The organism is Rhizobium sp. KNZ2-6A (assembly GCF_056755475.1).
On sequence record NZ_JBNDIC010000016.1, the window covers coordinates 81,399 to 98,271 of the forward strand.

The following is a 16,873-nucleotide window of genomic DNA, read 5'->3' on the forward strand; positions in this document are numbered from 1 at the left end:
AGGGTTAGGCTGAGGGGGCCAGGCAGGTCGGCACGGCATCGGCGAGCAAGCCTGACCTGCCGATCTCAATCGCTATGACTCACCGCCACATACCCCGCATCCGCGCCCCGACATCAACGCGTACCTCTCGCGCCCGAATGGCGGCTGCGCTTTCGGCCCGCGCTTGCGGCCAGCCGCAGACCTCAAAGAACTGCAGCAATGTCGCCGGGATGAAGCGGGTGCGCGAGGCGAAGACATGCTTGTCGCCCTGCGCATGCTGGCCATGCACGAAGAACCGTTGCGGAATGACGAGATCGAGATTGTCCTTAGCCCGGGTCATGGCGACATAGAGCAGCCGCCGCTCTTCCTCAATCTCGGCGGAGGATCCGACGGCGAGATCGGCGGGGATGCAGCCGTCGACGGCGTTGAGGATGAAGACCTTCGTCCATTCCTGGCCCTTGGCGGAATGGATGGTCGAAAGGATCAGATAATCTTCGTCGAGCAGCGGCACGCCGGCCTGATCGCTGGTGGCGTCAGGCGGATCGAGCGTCAATTCGGTGAGGAAGCGCTCGCGCGAGCCGTAGCCCGCGGCAATCTGTTCGAGCTGGACGAGATCCGCCTGGCGCGTCGCGGCATCCTCATGCACGCGTTCCAGATGCGGCTCATACCATTGGCGAACCAGGCCGATTTCCGCCGGCCAGCCGGCATTGCCGCTTTTGACCTCGCGCATGGTCTCGACGAAGGCGGTCCAGTCGTCTCCGGTGCGGGGCGGCGGCGGCAGCTCCGTCAGCGCCGTGATCGGGCTTGCCTCTTCGCCGATCTGGTCGAGCACGCGCTGCGCCGTGGATGGGCCAACGCCGGGCAGGAGCTGCATCAGGCGAAAGCCGGCCACGCGGTCGCGCGGGTTCTGGGCAAAGCGCAGCGCCGCCAGCATGTCCTTAACATGGGCGCTGTCGAGAAATTTCAGCCCGCCGAATTTGACGAAGGGAATGTTGCGCCGGGTGAGCTCCACTTCGAGCGGGCCGCTATGGCTCGAAGTGCGGAAAAGCACAGCCTGCTGCTTGAGCCTTGCACCGCCCTCGCGATTTTCCAGCACCTGATCGGCGATGTAGCGCGCCTGATCGGCCTCGTCGCGCACCGTTACCAGCCGCGGCCGCTCCATGCTCTGCCGCTCGGTGCGCAGGTTCTTGGTGAAGCGCTCGGAGGCAAGATCGATCACGGCATTGGCGGCGGCCAGGATCGGCTGTGTCGAGCGATAGTTGCGGTCGAGCGTGACGATATCAGCCGATGGCGTGAAAGCCTTGGGGAAATCGAGAATGTTGCGCACGGTCGCGGCGCGGAAGGAATAGATCGACTGGGCGTCGTCGCCGACGACGGTCAATCCGCGGCCATCCGGCTTCAGCGCCAGCAGGATGGAGGACTGCAGCCGGTTGGTGTCCTGATATTCATCGACAAGCACATGATCGAAACGGCTGCCGATATCCTCGGCGATCAGCGGCTCCTGCAGCATATGCGCCCAATAGAGCAACAGGTCGTCGTAATCGAGTACGTTCTGCACCTGCTTTGCCTCGACATAACAGGCGAAAAGATCGCGCAGCTGCTGCTCCCACATGGCGCACCAGGGAAAGAAGTCGCGCAGCACGCCATCGAGCGGCGCTTCCGCATTGACGGAGCGTGAATAGATGGCAAGGCAGGTCGCCTTGGTCGGGAAGCGGTTTTCCGTCTTGGAGAAGCCGAGGTCGTGTCGCGCGAGGTTCATGAGGTCGGCGCTGTCTTCCCGGTCGTGGATCGTGAAGGCCGGATCGATGCCGATCTGCTCGGCATAATCCCGCAACAGGCGCGCGCCGATGCCATGGAAAGTGCCGCTCCAGGCAAGCGCATCGGCGGTGATGCCTGCATTGGCACCCAGCACCTCGCGGCAGATCCGCTCGACGCGGCGGCCCATCTCGGCGGCGGCGCGGCGCGAAAAGGTCATCAGCAGGATGCGGCGCGGATCGGCACCCCTAACGATCAGATGCGCCACACGATGGGCAAGCGTATTCGTCTTGCCGGAACCGGCACCGGCGATGACGAGCAGCGGTCCGGCGACATGGCCGGTATCCGCAGTCGTGCCGTGTTCCACCGCCAGGCGCTGCTCCGGGTTCAATTTTTCCAGATAGGCGGCAGTCATCAATTCTCCTGGATGGGCGAGGAAGCCGGGCGCGACCCGCGACGAATCGCAGGCGTGAAAATATCTGAGTGTTCTATGGATGTTCCGAATCGGCAGGACCTGTCAAGTTTGAGGAAATTCCCTCGCCGATGCGAAGTTTTGCGCAAGAATTTCATTCGGATTTGGTGGAGGTGGCTCGAAAAGAACTTTGTTCGTTCTTATGTATCATTATGGCGCGGCACTTTTGAGTATGGGTTTTTGCAGGGCGTTGAGTGAAGGTTTCCGAATATGAACGAAACGATCGCCACTGGGCTGCGCCTGCCTGGCGGACTGGTGGCTCTGCCGGACGGGCGCATTGCGCTTGTTGAGACGGACCCAAGTCGCCGTTACCTGAAGCTTTTCGATACGAGCGGCGCCTATGAGGAGCTGTGTCGGATCGGCGGCAGCCCGACCGGAATCGCGATTGATGGAGACGGTTGCTTCTGGGTGGCAGGCGGCCCGGAGAATTCGCTCATCAGGCTCTCGCCGCAGGGGCGGATCCGCCAGGTAATAGAGGGGAGCGCCGACGGCCTGTTTCTTCATCCGAACGCGCTCGCTTTCGGGCCTGACGGTCTGCTCTACATGACCGATTCCGGCATCCGCCTCACCGATCTGCTGGAAAGAGGGCATATCCATCCAGATTTTTTCAAGGCTGCCTATAACGGCTGCGTCTATCAGATCGATCCCGCCGAAGGCCGGGTGATCCGCGTCCTGGCCGCCGGCCTGCTGCTTGCCAGCGGCATCGCCTTCGGGCCCGACGGGCTGCTTTACTACAGCGAGACGCTGACCGGAAAAATCCATCGGCAGATCGTCGGCGGGCGGCAGGAAATGTTCGCACAGTCGATGAGGTCGCCCGCGGTCAACGTGCTGCGCGGGCCATCGGGCCTGGCCTTCGATCGCAGCGGCACGCTTTATTGCGCCATGTCCGGCCTTGGCGAAATTTGTCTGATCGATACCGAGGGTATGATGGCCGGCCATATCCGAACCAATGGCGCGCGACCGGGCGGCATCGCCTTCACCGTCGATGGCAAGCACCTACTCGTCAGCGAACAGGAGAATGGTGTCATAGAGAAGATAACGGCGCCTCGTCCGGGCCTGCCGTTGGGTAAACCGTCCATTTCCTAAAGCGCTTTACGATTTTCGGCCAGCGCTCGCATGCATTTTGCTGGGCATGCTTTCATCCGGCTGACGGACATGCCCGAAGCCCGGGCATGTCCCTTTCTCATATATTCGCTGCTTATTCGGCCGCTGGGATCTGCTTGTCCTTGTCGGCCTTGCCGTCCGCCGGCTTGGCGTCGTTGGCGACGACCTTGGCATGGCGGCGGCGCCAGTCGCCGAGGAAGAGCAGGATCGGCGCGGCGATGAAGACCGACGAGGCGCCAGCGACGAGGATACCGAACACCATCGGGATCGCGAAGCTGGAGACGGCGCTGCCGCCCCAGATCGCCATCGGCACCAGCGCCAGGAAGGCGGTGGCGTTGGTATAGAGGCTTCGCGCCAGGGTCTCGTTGATCGACTTGTCGATGATATCTCGCAGCGGCATCGACTTGTAGAGCCGCATGTTTTCACGCATGCGGTCATAGACCACGACCTTGTCGTTCACCGAATATCCCACAAGCGTCAGGATCGCGGCGATGGCCGTCAGGTTGAAATCGAGGCCGGTAATCGCGAAGAAGCCGATCGCCTTGGTGACGTCGAGTACCAGTGTGACGATGGCGCCGACCGCGAACGGCCATTCGAAACGATACCAGATGTAGAACAGCATCGCCAAGCTGGCGATCACCACCGACAGGATGCCGGCCCAGGCAAGCTCGCCCGAGACCTTCGGCCCGATGACATCGGTGCCTTCGATCGTCGCGCTCGGGTCGATCTTGACGATTTCGGCCTTGAGCTTGGTCACCGCGGCGGTCTGAGCCTCTTCACCGCCGTCCTGGCGCTGGGCGCGGACAAGGAGGCTGTTGTTGTCGCCGAAGGACTGCAGTGCGATTTCGCCGAGGCCGAGCGTGTTCAGGCCCTCGCGGAACGTCGCCAGATCGGCCGCATCCTTGGTCTTGACCGACATCTGGATGCCGCCGCGGAAATCGACGCCGTAGTTGAGACCCGGATGGACGAACAGCACCACCGAGGCGATCGACAGGATCGCCGAGACGGTAACGCCAAAGAAGCGGGCCTTCATGAACTGGATGTGCTTGTCATAGGGGCTGAAGGGGATCAGCGGCCTAATGTTGATCACCTTCAGCTTGCGGCGACGGGTGATGGCGATCATCACGACGCGCACGAAGGCGACGGAGGTGAACATCGAGATAATGAGGCCGAGACCCATGGTCACGGCAAAGCCGCGAACCGGGCCGGAGCCGAAGTAGAACAGGATGGCCGCGGCGATCAGGGCCGTCATGTTGCCGTCGATAATCGTCGAATAGGCCTTCTTGAAGCCGTTATCGATGGCGGCGAAGGCACCGCGACCCTTGCGGGTTTCTTCGCGGATGCGCTCGTTGATGAGAACATTGGCATCAACCGCAAGGCCGATACCGAGGACGACGCCGGCGATGCCGGGCAGCGTCAGCGTGGCGCCGACCAGCGTCAGGGCCGAGAAGGTCAGGATCGTGTGGATGAGCAGCGCAACATTCGCGAGGATCCCCCAGGCGCCGTAGAGCACGAAGATGAAAGCGGCAACCAGGACGAAGCCGATCAGGCCGCTATAGATGCCCTTCTGGATCGCGTCGCTGCCGAGGTCGGCGCCGACCGTGCGTTCTTCGATGACGGTGAGCTTGGCCGGCAGGGCGCCGGCGCGCAGCAGTGCTGCGAGCGTGGTCGCGCTATCCGCGGTGAAGTTGCCGGAGATCTGGCCGGAACCGCCGGTGATCGGCTCGCGGATGTTCGGCGCGCTCAGCACCTTGTTGTCGAGGACGATGGCGAAGGGCTTGCCGACATTCTCGCGGGTGATTTCGGCAAAACGGTTGGCGCCGGCGCTATCGAAGCGGAAGGTGACGAGCGGCTCATGCGTGTTCGGGTCGAAACTGACGCGGGCGTCCGTCAGCCGGTCGCCGGACAATTCGATACGGTCGAGAACCGGATAGCTGGTGCCCTTATCATCCTTGAGGATGGTGACGCCGGGGCCTGGATTGTTCGGGTCGACATTGTCGGCAAGCAGGTGGAAGGACATCTTCGCGGTCGAGCCGAGAAGTTCGCGCAGGTGCGACGGGTCTTGCGCGCCCGGAAGCTGGACGAGAACGCGGTTCGGACCGACGCGCTGAATGGTCGGCTCGGCGACGCCGACCTGGTCGACGCGCTTGCGGATGACTTCCAAGCTCTGCTGTACGGCCGAATCGACGTTGGCGGAAATGCCGGCCGGTGAGAAGGACATGGCGATGGTTGCGCCGTTCGGCTTGATGTTGAGATCGGACTGGCCGGTCGAGAGGCCCGACGTGATCGTATTGGCCAGCGTCTGCAACTGCGTCACCGCGTCACCGCTCTGCGTGGGATCGTTGAGCGTCACGACGATCTGGTCGCCATTGCGGACGACCGAACGGACCTGGATGTTCTTGTCACGCAGCACGCGGCGTGCGTCCTGCTGCAGCGACTGCAGCCGGCCGTTCGTCAGATCCTTCTCGTCGACTTCGAGCACGAGATAGGAACCGCCGCGAAGGTCGAGGCCGAGAGACACCTGGCTGTGCGGCAGCCAGGATGGGATTTTGCTGAGAGCCGCCGGCGGCAGCACGTTCGGCAGGGCGATTAGAAGGCCAAGCAGGATGACGACTGTGTAAAGTGCCACGAGCCATGGTGAGGTGCGCATGGGTATTATCCTTGAAAATACGCTGATGCCGGCGGTCGAGCCGCTGGCGGACTTAAGGTCATGTTGGAGATGCGGCGCGTCGGCGCCGACCGCTTACGCCAAATCGCTCGGAGGGCCGCGCGCGAAATAGGCGCCAAATGCCAGGGATTCGAGCCGGGCGGCGTCGCCAGAATGGCGTGGCTGCCAGGACGTGGCCAGATAGCCGAGAGTTGGGAGGGGCGCGAGTATCGCCGGTCCGATATCGTGCCAGGTGGCCTTCGGCGTAACCAAGCGGTCGGCCACGACGATGCCGCGAACCGGATCGCGCAGGGAAAGGTAGAGCGGTTGGCTGTCCTTGCCGGAAGAAAGAGCATCCGCATCGGCTCGCGCGGCCAGATTGATGCCGCCGCCGAGCGCCAGTCCGATATAGGCGAAGAACGCGACGAACAGCGAGGCGATCACGCGCGCTCCGGCGCGGTGCGTCCTGTCGTCTCTATCTTCGCTGTCGGCAATGCCGAATTCGAGCGGGCTCAACAGTCAGAAATGCCTTTATTCCTTTGCCGGCGCGAACGCCGGCGGTTCGGTCATGATATCAGGACGCCTACGGTCTGTCATGATGCAGTTGTACGAGCCGGTCAACAGTCCCGGCTCGGTTTCTTAATTTTCCGTTGCCCCCGTTCCGGCGGCGGCTGACGGTTTGGGTGCCAGGCAGGATGCCGGAACGCGATAGGCATGAAGCGTTTTGCCTTTCATCTCGCCATAGGGCGGAGACCAGCTCTTGATGAGGTCCACCTGGCTTCCCGGGCATTCGAACGGGCCGTTGTCGACGTACAGCACCGCTCCGGTCACGTCGGCCGGCAAGGAGAAGTTCTGCTCGTAATAATTATTGGGAAAGCCGCCGAAATTGCGGGCATAGATCCGGAAGGGCTTGCCCTTCAACGTATAGTAGAGGTCTGCGAGGATATCGCGATCCTCGGCCACGATGACCGGTGTCTTCGCGTCTGTCGCTATGTCTGCGATTTCCTGGCTGATGACGGTGCGGCCGACATAGCGTTTCATGACGAGATCGCCGTTCGGCAGCTTGATGTCATAGGCAAAGACCGTCATCACCGGGATCACGAAGGCGACGACCGCGCCGATGATCAGCGAGGTGCTCAATCCCTTCTTCGTCAGGCGATAGAGCAGCCAGACGGCGAGTATGGTGCCGGCGGCATAGGCTGAGACGGCCCAGTTGGCATAGGCCTTGGCGAACAGGGCCTGCAGCGTGATGAGAGCCACGACCGGCACCGACAGCCAGAACAGCAGCTTTTCCCGGTCGTCGCTCTGTCCGCGGATCAGCCGCCATGTCGCCCACAGCAGGGCATAGAAGACGACCGGACCGACGACGCCGAATTGCGCGCCGAAGAAGCCAAGTCCGTTGAGCATATGCTTCAAAAGGCCGTTGCTGCCACCATCCTTGCTCCATTGGGCAATATTCTCGGTGTGCTTTATGGTCGCCGCATCATGGGCAAAGTTCCACCAGAGATTGGGGGAAACGACGATGGCACCGACGACGGCGGCAATGACAACGTCCCGCCAGGCGATGCGCGCCGAGCGCATTGTCACCATCGCGATGCCGACACCCGGCAAAAGGAAGAGCACCGAATATTTCGTCAGGAAGGCGATGCCGAGGCTGGCACCGAGGATGAAAGCTTCGAGCGTCGAAGACCGTTTGGTCAGGCCGATAAACGCCCAGATCGCGATCGTCACGAACAGGATCTGGATCGTGTCGGTCGATACCAGCACGGCCGAAAGCGAAGCGGCCGGAAGGCTGATGAAGATGACGCCGACCCACAGCGCAATCTCGCGTCCCTCCTCGCCGTCGATCAGCCGCCGCGTGGTGCACATGAGCAGCAGAGCGGTGGCGAGATGGAAGAGCGGCGCTGATATGCGGATCCAGAAAGTCGAGTCCGACCCGGAGATCGCGTTGAAGAAGCGGATGACCCAGGCGATCATCGGCGGCTTCGAATAGTAGCCGAAATCGAGATTCTGGCCCCAGAACCAATATTGCGCCTCGTCGACGAAGAGGTCGGTCCTGTTGACCAGCAGCAAGAGGACACGCCAGAGCGTCACTCCGAAGATGATTGCAAGGGCTACCTGCAGGGAAAGTTTCTGGGCAGTCGTTCGGGAATGGGTCGTGTCGAGCATTAATGGATGGGTCTCGGTGCCTGATCGTGAGGCTTAATACGGAACTATTGAGACCAAAGCTAGCTCCCGGTCATCCGGAAGACGGCGACACACACCGGCTGGCCCACGAAGCGCCATACGTCCGATTTTGAAATCCGAGACGTGTTGCAACGCGCCTAGAGGACGCGTGAAGCGGCTTTGCCGCGCATCTCCTCGATGCGGCACAGAAGCATGAAGGCCGCCAGCGTCAGGCTGGCCATCAGCGAGGCGGTCAAACCAAGAACAATCATTGCTCTCTCCGTATCGACATCGAAGCTGTCTATCCCTAGAGCAGTAAGATATGAAGCTTGCTCGTGACTTGCGATCCGCATCTTTACCGGTCGAAAAACTATATCTGAAAGTAATACCTAATTTAGGGTGAAATACTGCAGAACATGCCTTCTTCGGTCATTAACCTTCGGGCAAGGAATTAACCATAAATATTGAACCTGAACGTCGGAATGGGAAAATTGTGACTCGTTCTCACCAGGCATGAAGCCGCCCCGTCGTACCGGGTCCGATCCGGTATCCACTTCATCAAACAGGTCCGCAGCAGACTTTGATGAACGAGCGAGCTTCAGCGCCGCGATCGATCGATCGAAGGCGATGACAGCCTTTTCTCGCCTCCTCATTGCGCCTGGCGCGGATCATCAGCGGTTTCGCCGGCGCTTGGGCGCGCGGCAGTTCGGCAGGGGCGACTTTGGCGCAGGATACGCCGTCAGATCAGGTAGGCAGGGCGCAGGCTGGCAGCCTTCGCGACCGCTTGCGTTTTGCTGGTCTCGATGCCGGGCAATGCGAAACCTTGCGCCGCAACCGGCCGATGCTCGAGACGCATCTGAAAGCCGGCCTGCGCGATCTTTTCCATCGCTTCCAGGCCTATCCGGACGCCGCGCGCAATTTTTCCAGCGAAAGCCAGCTCGAACGCCTCCAGGATCTGCAGTCCTCGCACTGGGATGTGCTGACGGACGCACGCTTCGACAGCCTTTATGCCGAGCGCGTCAAGGTTCTGTCCGACAGCGAAAGCAAGATGGGTCTCGACCCGCGCTGGCATGTCGCGGGCCATGGCGTCGTGCTGGAACATATTCTTTCCGGTCTTCTCGACGAGATGGGCGGCCGTGCCATTCTTCCGGGAGCCAAGCGCCGCGCCCGCGAGCTGAGCGAACTCGTCACATCCGTCGTGCGTCTCGTTATGGTCGATATCGAGATCGCGGTATCGCTTCGCTTCAACGAATTGCGGGTCGGCCACCAGCGGGCGCTGGCCGAACAGCGGGCTGCCGATCGCGGGGAGGCGGCGGCTTTCATCGCCGAGCTCGCCAATGGCCTTGCCGATCGCGATCTGACGAGGCGGATGACGATGGATTGTCCCGAAGCCTACACCGAGGTCGCGGAAGCCTTGAATGCGGCGCTCGCGGACATCCAGCAGCAGTTTTCGGCTCTGTCCGGCGGTGTGCAGACGGCGGCGGCGGCGAGCGACGCCATTTCCCATGCCTCGAAATCCCTGGCGGAAACATCGTCCGAACAGTCGCGTGCGCTTGCGGTCTCGGCGCGCCAGCTCGCGGAGCTTGCCGAGCAGGTGCGCGGCAATGCGGCCAATACCCGCTCGGCCGAACGGGTCACGGCATCGACCCGCGTAGCCGCGGAAGACAGCGGCCGGATCGTCGGCCAGGCGATATCCGCCATGTCGGACATCGAAACATCAGCCGAAAAGATCGGCCAGATCATCGGCGTCATCGACGAGATTGCGTTCCAGACCAATCTTCTTGCTCTCAATGCCGGCATTGAAGCCGCTCGCGCCGGCGACAGCGGCCGTGGCTTTGCCGTCGTCGCGCAGGAGGTTCGCGCACTCGCGCAGCGTTCCGCCGACGCGGCGCGCGAGATCAAGGTTCTGGTGACGGGAACCAAGGCACAGGTGGATGCTGGCGTCCAGATGGTCGGCCGCACCCAGGATGCGATCGGCAGCATCGTCCGTCAGGTGACCGACATCAACGAGGCGATCTCCGGGATTGCCGCGGCCAGCGACGAGCAGGTCGCCGGACTAAAGGCGCTGACATCAGATATCGGCGGCTATAGCGAGCGTGCGGCAGCCGCCGGGAGCGAGGCAAGCCGCTCCGAGGAAGGCGCCGATCATCTGCATAGCGTCGTCGTCGAGCTCGGCCGGACCATTCGCGAGTTCCGCATCGACCGCGAGCGGCGCCACGCGGCATCTTCGGCCCCGGTGAAAACCGCTCAGCAGCGACAGCTCCCCGCCCGCGATGAATTCAGCATAGCGCGGGACGAAGACGCGATGGCCGATTTCGGCTTCCCGCTTCGCAGGGCCGCATCGGGAGGCGATCGCAATGCCTATTGATCTTTCAGTTTCATGCACATGCGGACCGACCAGTCCGATTTCAGACAACGAGGAATGAAGCGATGCCGAGCAGGAAAAGCGAAAAGACAATCAGTCTGGCCGCGGTGCTGGACCTCAACGAGGCCTCCGCCCTTCGCGGCACGCTGATGGGGATGCGCGGCAGCAATGTCGCGATCGATGCGTCCGGCGTCGAAAGGATCGGAGCCTTGTGCGTTCAGGTCATCATGGCCGCCGCCAAGACATGGGATGAAGACAAGCTCTCCTTCACCTTTTCCAAGGTGTCGGATGCATTTCAAAAAACAATGCAGGTGATCGGGGTGGATATCTCCCATCTGCTTGCCAAGGAGATCCGGCAATGAAGAAAAAAGTGCTGACCGTGGATGATTCACGGACCATCCGAAACATGCTTCTCGTGACCCTCAACAATGCGGGTTTCGAGACCATTCAGGCCGAAGACGGCGTCGAGGGCCTGGAAATTCTGGAAGAAGCCAATCCCGACGTCATCGTCACGGACATCAACATGCCGCGCCTTGACGGTTTCGGTTTCATCGAGGGCGTGCGCCGCAACGACAGATACCGCGCCGTTCCGATCCTCGTGCTGACGACCGAAAGCGATGCGGAGAAGAAGAACCGTGCCCGCCAGGCCGGTGCGACCGGCTGGATCGTCAAGCCGTTCGATCCCGCCAAGCTGATCGATGCCATCGAGCGCGTAACCGCCTAAACAGGATCCACCCCTCATGGACATGAACGAAATCAAAGAGATTTTCTTCCAGGAGTGCGAAGAGCAGCTCGCCGAACTGGAATCCGGTCTCCTGAAAATGAATGACGGCGACCGCGATCCGGAAACCGTCAATGCCGTATTCCGAGCCGTTCATTCCATCAAGGGTGGGGCAGGTGCCTTCGGTCTGGACGACCTGGTCGCATTCGCCCATGTCTTCGAGACCACGCTTGATTGCGTTCGATCCAACAAGCTGGAGCCGACCCAGGATGTCCTGAAGGTCATGCTCAAGGCCGCCGACGTTCTGGCGGATCTCACCAACGCCGCCCGCGATGGCGGCAGTGTCGATCAGGCCCGCAGCCGCGGTCTGGTCAAGGAACTGGAAGCGCTGGCAAACGGCGGTCTGCCCGCGCCGTCTGCCGCAGCAGTCGTCGTCGAGGCGGCTCCCAAGGCCACGACACCGGCTCCGACGGATGATAGCGGTTTCCAACCGATCCCCTTCAGCTTCGATGATGATTTCGGTGGCGACGAGCCGGCCGGCGACGGCGTGCCGGAGTATGAGGTCGATTTCCGGCCGCGCTCGGATCTCTACGCCAAGGGCAACGATGCGACACTGCTGCTGCGGGACCTCGCGCGGCTCGGCGAAATGAACATCTTCTGCGACACGGACATGTTGCCGGGTCTTCCCGATCTCGATCCCGAAAGCGCCTATTTCAAATGGGCGATCTCGATCAAGACCGACAAGGGCGAAGACGCCATTCGCACCGTCTTCGAATTTGCCGAATGGGATTGCGATCTCGATATCAGACAGGTGGAAAGCGGCGCCAGCTCCTCGGCCAGCGACGAATTGCCGATGGTGCCTGTACCCTTCGATCTCTCCGCTCTCGATGATGACGGTGCCGCGCCGGCTGCCGAACGCGTCGAGGAGGCAGCGGCTCCGAAGAATGATGTCGCTGCCGCCGTTGCCGCCGCGGAAATCGCGAGCAACGTCACGCAGCTGACCTCCGCTGCCGCGCGCGTCGAAAAGAAGGAAGCCGCCCTTGCCGCCGCCGCTGCTGCCAATGCCGCCGCAGCGCAGAACAATGCCGCCGCAGCCGCCGGCCAGACCATCCGTGTCGATCTCGACCGCGTCGATCGCCTGATCAACCTCGTCGGCGAGCTTGTCATCAACCAGGCGATGCTCTCCCAGAGCGTCATCGAGAATGACAATAACGGCGCGTCCTCGATCAACATGGGTCTCGAGGAGCTGCAGCAGCTCACCCGCGAGATCCAGGACAGCGTCATGGCGATCCGCGCCCAGCCGGTGAAGCCCGTCTTCCAGCGCATGTCGCGCATCGTCCGCGAAATCGCCGACATGACCGGCAAGTCGATCCGCCTGATCACCGAGGGCGAAAACACCGAAGTCGACAAGACCGTCATCGACAAGCTGGCCGAGCCGCTGACGCACATGATCCGCAATGCCGTCGACCATGGCATCGAAACGCCGGAAAAGCGCGCGGCGCTCGGCAAGAATCCGGAAGGCACCGTCCGCCTGACGGCAAAACACCGCTCCGGCCGCATCCTGATCGAACTTGCCGACGATGGCGCCGGCATCAACCGCGAGAAGGTACGCCAGAAGGCCATCGACAACGACCTGATCCCGGCTGACGCCAATCTGTCGGACGAGGAGGTCGACAACCTGATCTTCCTGCCGGGCTTCTCGACCGCCGACAAGATCTCCGACATTTCCGGCCGCGGCGTCGGCATGGACGTGGTCAAGCGCTCGATCCAGGCGCTCGGCGGCCGTATCAACATCAGCTCCAGACCGGGGCAGGGCTCGGTCTTCACCATGAGCCTGCCGCTGACGCTCGCCGTCCTCGACGGCATGGTGGTGACGGTTGCCGGCCAGACGCTCGTCGTGCCGCTGACGGCGATCGTCGAGACGCTGCAGCCCGAGGCCTCCGCCATCCATTCCTTCGGCGCCAACCATCGCCTGATCTCGATCCGCAACAGCTTCTGCCCGCTGGTCGATGTCGGCCGTATCCTGAACTTCCGCGCGACGCAGGCCAATCCGGTCGACGGCGTCGCGCTGCTTGTGGAATCGGAAGGCGGCGGACAGCGCGCCCTCATGGTCGATGCCATCCAGGGCCAGCGCCAGGTCGTCATCAAGAGCCTCGAGGCCAACTACACCCACGTGGCGGGTATCGCGGCTGCGACCATTCTCGGCGATGGCCGCGTGGCGCTGATCCTCGATGTCGATGCTGTGGTCGGCGCTTCACGCGGCCAGTCGCTGAAGCCTGAAATGTCTTACGCAGCGGCGGGGTGAGTTCATGTCCTATGCCGTCAAGAACCTGACCCAGGGCGTCCGCGAGCTGATCGCCTTCCGCATCGGCGACCAGGAATTCTGCGTCGACATTATGTCGGTCCGCGAAATTCGCGGCTGGACGCCCGCAACGGCCATGCCGCATGCGCCTGGCTATATGCTCGGCGTTGTCAATCTGCGCGGCGCAGTCCTGCCGATCATCGATCTCTCCGCTCGCCTCGGCATGAAGCGCACGGAGCCGACGGTGCGGCATGTCATCATCGTGGCCCAAGTCAAGCGCAAGGCGGTCGGTCTTCTCGTCGCCGCGGTGTCGGACATCCTGACCATCACCGACGACAGCATTCAGCCGACACCGGAAGTCTCCTCCGACCACGAGCGGCAGTTTGCACGCGGCATCGTGGCGATCGATCGTCGCATGATCTGCCTGATCGAACTGGAAGCCCTGTTCCCTGAAAGCGAAAGCGAGGCTGCATGAGCATGATGGGAGCCATGGATTTCAGGGCGTCTCCGGACGAGGTGCTGGCGAGCGGCGAATATCCGCTGACGCGGCGCGACCTCATGGAAATCGCCGCCATGATCTATGCCGATGCGGGCATTTCGCTCAACGAGAGCAAGGCGTCGCTGGTCTATTCACGGTTGTCGAAGCACATCCGCGCGCTGGGTCTCGCCGGTTTTCGCGACTATTGCCAGCTGGTTTCCTCGCCGGCGGGAAGTGCGGCGCGACGTGAGATGCTGTCCCATCTGACGACCAATTTCACGCGCTTCTTCCGCGAAAACCATCATTTCGATCATCTGCGCGACGAGGTTCTGCCGGGTCTCCTGGCGCGTGCCAAGGCCGGCGGCCGGGTGCGCATCTGGTCGGCCGCCTGTTCCGACGGGCAGGAGCCTTATTCGATCGCGCTGACCGTGCTGGCGCTGATGCCGAATGCCGCGGACTTCGATTTCAAGATCCTGGCGACGGACATCGATCCGAAGATCCTCGGGCTTGCCCGCGCCGGCGCCTATGATGACACCGCGCTCGAAACGATCTCGCCCGCCATGCGCAAGCAATGGTTTCAGGAGGTCAATGTTCAGGGCAGGCGCAAATTCCAGATCGACGATCGCGTCAAGCGGCTGATCACCTTCAACGAGCTGAACCTGCTGGCGCAATGGCCTTTCAAGGGCATGTTCGACGTCATCTTCTGCCGCAACGTTGTCATCTATTTCGACGAGCCGACTCAGACGAAAATCTGGTCGCGCTTTGCCGGCCAGCTGCATGACAGCGGCCACCTTTATATCGGCCACTCCGAACGGGTCTCCGGCGAGGCGAAGCACGTCTTCGATAATATCGGCATCACCACCTATCGCTATCTCGGCAAGAACGCGGGGAGGAAACCATGAGCGCAGCTGCCCGTGTTCTCGTGGTCGACGATTCCCCGACCATGCGCGGCCTGATCACGGCCGTATTGCGCTCCGACCCGGAGGTCGATGTCGTCGGCCAGGCCGGTGACGCGCTGGAAGCCCGCGCCGCCATCAAGGCGCTCAATCCCGATGTCGTCACCCTCGACATTGAGATGCCGAACATGAACGGCCTCGAATTCCTCGAAAAGATCATGACGCTGCGGCCCATGCCCGTCATCATGGTCTCCACGATGACGCATCGCGGCGCCGACGCGACGCTTGCAGCCCTCGAAATCGGCGCGTTCGACTGCGTCGGAAAGCCGTCGCCGGGCGAGCCGCATCCCTTCGGCGACCTCGCGGATAAAGTGAAGGCGGCAGCCCGCTCGCAGCGGCAATATGTGAAGCCCGCCGCCCAGCGCGTGCCGCCGCCTGCCGTTTCAGATTTTCGCGTGGGACGCAAGATCGTCGCCATCGGCTCCTCCACCGGTGGTGTCGAGGCACTGATCAATGTGCTGCAGAAATTCCCGGCCAACTGCCCGCCGACTGTTATCACGCAGCATATGCCGCCGACCTTCACGCGCAGCTTCGCCGAACGGCTGAACCGCCTCTGCGCGCCTGTTGTCCAGGAGGCGACCGATGGCGCGCGGCTGGAAATAGGCAAGATCTATCTGGCGCCGGGCGGCGAAAGGCACCTGCGGGTTGCCAATGCCTCGGCGCCCCATTGCCGTCTGGTGGATGGTGGGCCGGTCAACGGCCATCGCCCTTCGGTCGACGTGCTCTTTGATTCGGTTGCCGAATTGGCAGGCCGCAATGCCGTCGGCGTGATCCTGACCGGTATGGGGCGCGACGGCGCCGCCGGTCTCCTCAAGATGCGCCACGCCGGTGCGCGAACCATCGGCCAGAACGAAAAGACCTGCGTGGTCTACGGCATGCCGAGGGTCGCCCACGAGCTTGGCGCCGTCGAACAACAGTTTCCGCTGAATGCCATTGGCGAGGAAATTTTGAAGATAACAGCCGCCCGAAAGGAAGGGAGCGAATAATGTCTCTAGCGGAGAAAATCAAAGTTCTGATCGTTGACGATCAGGTCACCAGCCGCCTGTTGCTGAGCGATGCTCTGACGCAGCTCGGTTTCAAGCAGATCACCGCCGCCGGCGACGGTGAGCAGGGGATGAAGATCATGGAGCAGCAGCCGCACCATCTGGTCATCTCCGATTTCAACATGCCGAAAATGGACGGGCTCGGTCTGCTGCAGGCAGTCCGGACAAACCCGACGACGAAGAAGGCGGCCTTCATAATCCTGACGGCGCAGGGCGACCGCGCGCTGGTCCAGAAGGCGGCGCAGCTTGGGGCTAACAACGTGCTCGCCAAGCCCTTCACCATCGAGAAGATGAAAGCTGCCATCGAGGCTGTCTTCGGAGCGCTGAAATGATCGTCGAGGGTGCTGCCCGCCGCGTGCATATTATTCAGGGCGAGTACAAGGTCATCAGCGATCCCGAAGTGGTGCTGACGACCATCCTCGGCTCTTGCGTGGCGGCTTGCCTGCGCGATCCCATCGCCGGCGTCGGCGGGATGAACCATTTCCTCCTTCCGGGAATGGCCACCGCGCCGATGAGCGGCGGCGATGCGACGCGTTACGGCGTGCACCTGATGGAACTTCTGATCAACGGTCTCCTGAAGAAGGGGGCGCGGCGTGATCGGCTGGAGGCAAAAGTCTTCGGCGGTGCCAAGACGATCGCCACCTTCTCCAATGTCGGCGAGCAGAATGCTGTTTTCGCCATGCAGTTTCTAAAAGACGAAGGCATACCGGTCGTCAGCTCCAGCACGGGCGGCGAGCATGGGCGCAAAGTCGAATATTGGCCGATCTCCGGAAGGGCCAGGCAATACCCGCTGACCGGCGCGGAGACGCAGAAGACCGTTGCGCTGGAACAGCGTCCGGTCGTGGCTCCCAAGCCGGTCGACAACACGATCGAATTTTTCTGATC

The 16,873-nt window shown here is 62.1% G+C and carries 14 protein-coding genes; 10 read left to right on the forward strand and 4 right to left on the reverse strand.

Annotation, left to right across the window (positions count from 1 at the left end; translation table 11 throughout):
* Positions 1-79: 79 nt before the first annotated feature.
* Positions 80-2,149 carry an ATP-dependent helicase gene (locus tag ACPYOP_RS13685; RefSeq protein ID WP_481410921.1) on the reverse strand — a complete coding sequence of 690 codons (2,070 nt, stop codon included), beginning with the start codon at positions 2,147-2,149 and terminating at the stop codon, positions 80-82.
* 267 nt (positions 2,150-2,416) lie between these two features.
* On the opposite strand from ACPYOP_RS13685, the gene ACPYOP_RS13690 reads away from it, so the two are divergent.
* On the forward strand, positions 2,417-3,292 hold the full coding sequence (locus ACPYOP_RS13690) for an SMP-30/gluconolactonase/LRE family protein (protein ID WP_481410922.1): 876 nt from the start codon (positions 2,417-2,419) through the stop codon (positions 3,290-3,292).
* Between the two features lie 112 nt (positions 3,293-3,404).
* Here ACPYOP_RS13690 and secD read toward each other — a convergent pair whose 3' ends face one another.
* The 3 genes from secD to ACPYOP_RS13705 all read right to left on the reverse strand — a co-directional run bounded on the left by secD (position 3,405) and on the right by ACPYOP_RS13705 (position 8,126).
* The gene (gene secD, locus ACPYOP_RS13695; RefSeq protein WP_481410923.1) at positions 3,405-5,960 is read right to left on the reverse strand and encodes a protein translocase subunit SecD; all 2,556 of its coding nucleotides are present in this window, start codon (positions 5,958-5,960) and stop codon (positions 3,405-3,407) included.
* A 93-nt stretch (positions 5,961-6,053) separates the two neighbouring features.
* Positions 6,054-6,473: a hypothetical protein gene (locus ACPYOP_RS13700; RefSeq protein WP_481410924.1), complete on the reverse strand. Its 420-nt coding sequence runs from the start codon at positions 6,471-6,473 to the stop codon at positions 6,054-6,056.
* Between the two features lie 123 nt (positions 6,474-6,596).
* The gene (locus ACPYOP_RS13705) at positions 6,597-8,126 is read right to left on the reverse strand and encodes an ArnT family glycosyltransferase (RefSeq protein WP_481410925.1); all 1,530 of its coding nucleotides are present in this window, start codon (positions 8,124-8,126) and stop codon (positions 6,597-6,599) included.
* A gap of 718 nt (positions 8,127-8,844) precedes the next feature.
* Here ACPYOP_RS13705 and ACPYOP_RS13710 point away from each other — a divergent pair.
* The 9 genes from ACPYOP_RS13710 to cheD all read left to right on the forward strand — a co-directional run bounded on the left by ACPYOP_RS13710 (position 8,845) and on the right by cheD (position 16,871).
* Positions 8,845-10,491, forward strand: coding sequence for a methyl-accepting chemotaxis protein (locus ACPYOP_RS13710; RefSeq protein WP_481410926.1), 1,647 nt, complete (start codon positions 8,845-8,847; stop codon positions 10,489-10,491).
* 62 nt (positions 10,492-10,553) lie between these two features.
* A complete protein-coding gene (locus ACPYOP_RS13715) occupies positions 10,554-10,850 on the forward strand; it encodes an STAS domain-containing protein (protein ID WP_481410927.1) in 297 nt (98 codons plus the stop codon).
* A complete protein-coding gene (gene cheY1 / locus ACPYOP_RS13720) occupies positions 10,847-11,212 on the forward strand; it encodes a chemotaxis response regulator CheY1 (protein ID WP_004128526.1) in 366 nt (121 codons plus the stop codon). Before ACPYOP_RS13715 ends, cheY1 begins: the two co-directional genes overlap by 4 nt.
* A gap of 16 nt (positions 11,213-11,228) precedes the next feature.
* Positions 11,229-13,514, forward strand: a complete 2,286-nt coding sequence (locus tag ACPYOP_RS13725; protein WP_481410928.1) for a chemotaxis protein CheA — start codon at positions 11,229-11,231, stop codon at positions 13,512-13,514.
* 4 nt (positions 13,515-13,518) lie between these two features.
* Complete coding sequence (locus ACPYOP_RS13730; protein WP_481410929.1) at positions 13,519-13,986, forward strand: chemotaxis protein CheW; 468 nt, start codon at positions 13,519-13,521, stop codon at positions 13,984-13,986.
* Positions 13,983-14,891 carry a protein-glutamate O-methyltransferase CheR gene (cheR, locus tag ACPYOP_RS13735; RefSeq protein WP_481410930.1) on the forward strand — a complete coding sequence of 303 codons (909 nt, stop codon included), beginning with the start codon at positions 13,983-13,985 and terminating at the stop codon, positions 14,889-14,891. Before ACPYOP_RS13730 ends, cheR begins: the two co-directional genes overlap by 4 nt.
* Complete coding sequence (cheB, locus tag ACPYOP_RS13740; protein ID WP_481410931.1) at positions 14,888-15,931, forward strand: protein-glutamate O-methylesterase CheB; 1,044 nt, start codon at positions 14,888-14,890, stop codon at positions 15,929-15,931. The genes cheR and cheB overlap by 4 nt, the downstream gene beginning before the upstream one ends.
* A complete protein-coding gene (locus ACPYOP_RS13745) occupies positions 15,931-16,320 on the forward strand; it encodes a response regulator (RefSeq protein ID WP_004128537.1) in 390 nt (129 codons plus the stop codon). Before cheB ends, ACPYOP_RS13745 begins: the two co-directional genes overlap by 1 nt.
* Complete coding sequence (gene cheD / locus ACPYOP_RS13750; protein ID WP_481410932.1) at positions 16,317-16,871, forward strand: chemoreceptor glutamine deamidase CheD; 555 nt, start codon at positions 16,317-16,319, stop codon at positions 16,869-16,871. Before ACPYOP_RS13745 ends, cheD begins: the two co-directional genes overlap by 4 nt.
* The last annotated feature ends 2 nt before the right edge of the window (positions 16,872-16,873 follow it).

Coding starts and splice junctions, on each gene's coding strand:
- ACPYOP_RS13685 (WP_481410921.1), bottom strand. CDS start 2,149: ATGACTGCCGCCTATCTGGAAAAATTGAACCCGGAGCAGCGCCTGGCG.
- ACPYOP_RS13690 (WP_481410922.1), top strand. CDS start 2,417: ATGAACGAAACGATCGCCACTGGGCTGCGCCTGCCTGGCGGACTGGTG.
- secD (WP_481410923.1), bottom strand. CDS start 5,960: ATGCGCACCTCACCATGGCTCGTGGCACTTTACACAGTCGTCATCCTG.
- ACPYOP_RS13705 (WP_481410925.1), bottom strand. CDS start 8,126: ATGCTCGACACGACCCATTCCCGAACGACTGCCCAGAAACTTTCCCTG.
- ACPYOP_RS13715 (WP_481410927.1), top strand. CDS start 10,554: ATGCCGAGCAGGAAAAGCGAAAAGACAATCAGTCTGGCCGCGGTGCTG.
- cheY1 (WP_004128526.1), top strand. CDS start 10,847: ATGAAGAAAAAAGTGCTGACCGTGGATGATTCACGGACCATCCGAAAC.
- ACPYOP_RS13725 (WP_481410928.1), top strand. CDS start 11,229: ATGGACATGAACGAAATCAAAGAGATTTTCTTCCAGGAGTGCGAAGAG.
- ACPYOP_RS13730 (WP_481410929.1), top strand. CDS start 13,519: ATGTCCTATGCCGTCAAGAACCTGACCCAGGGCGTCCGCGAGCTGATC.
- cheR (WP_481410930.1), top strand. CDS start 13,983: ATGAGCATGATGGGAGCCATGGATTTCAGGGCGTCTCCGGACGAGGTG.
- cheB (WP_481410931.1), top strand. CDS start 14,888: ATGAGCGCAGCTGCCCGTGTTCTCGTGGTCGACGATTCCCCGACCATG.
- ACPYOP_RS13745 (WP_004128537.1), top strand. CDS start 15,931: ATGTCTCTAGCGGAGAAAATCAAAGTTCTGATCGTTGACGATCAGGTC.
- cheD (WP_481410932.1), top strand. CDS start 16,317: ATGATCGTCGAGGGTGCTGCCCGCCGCGTGCATATTATTCAGGGCGAG.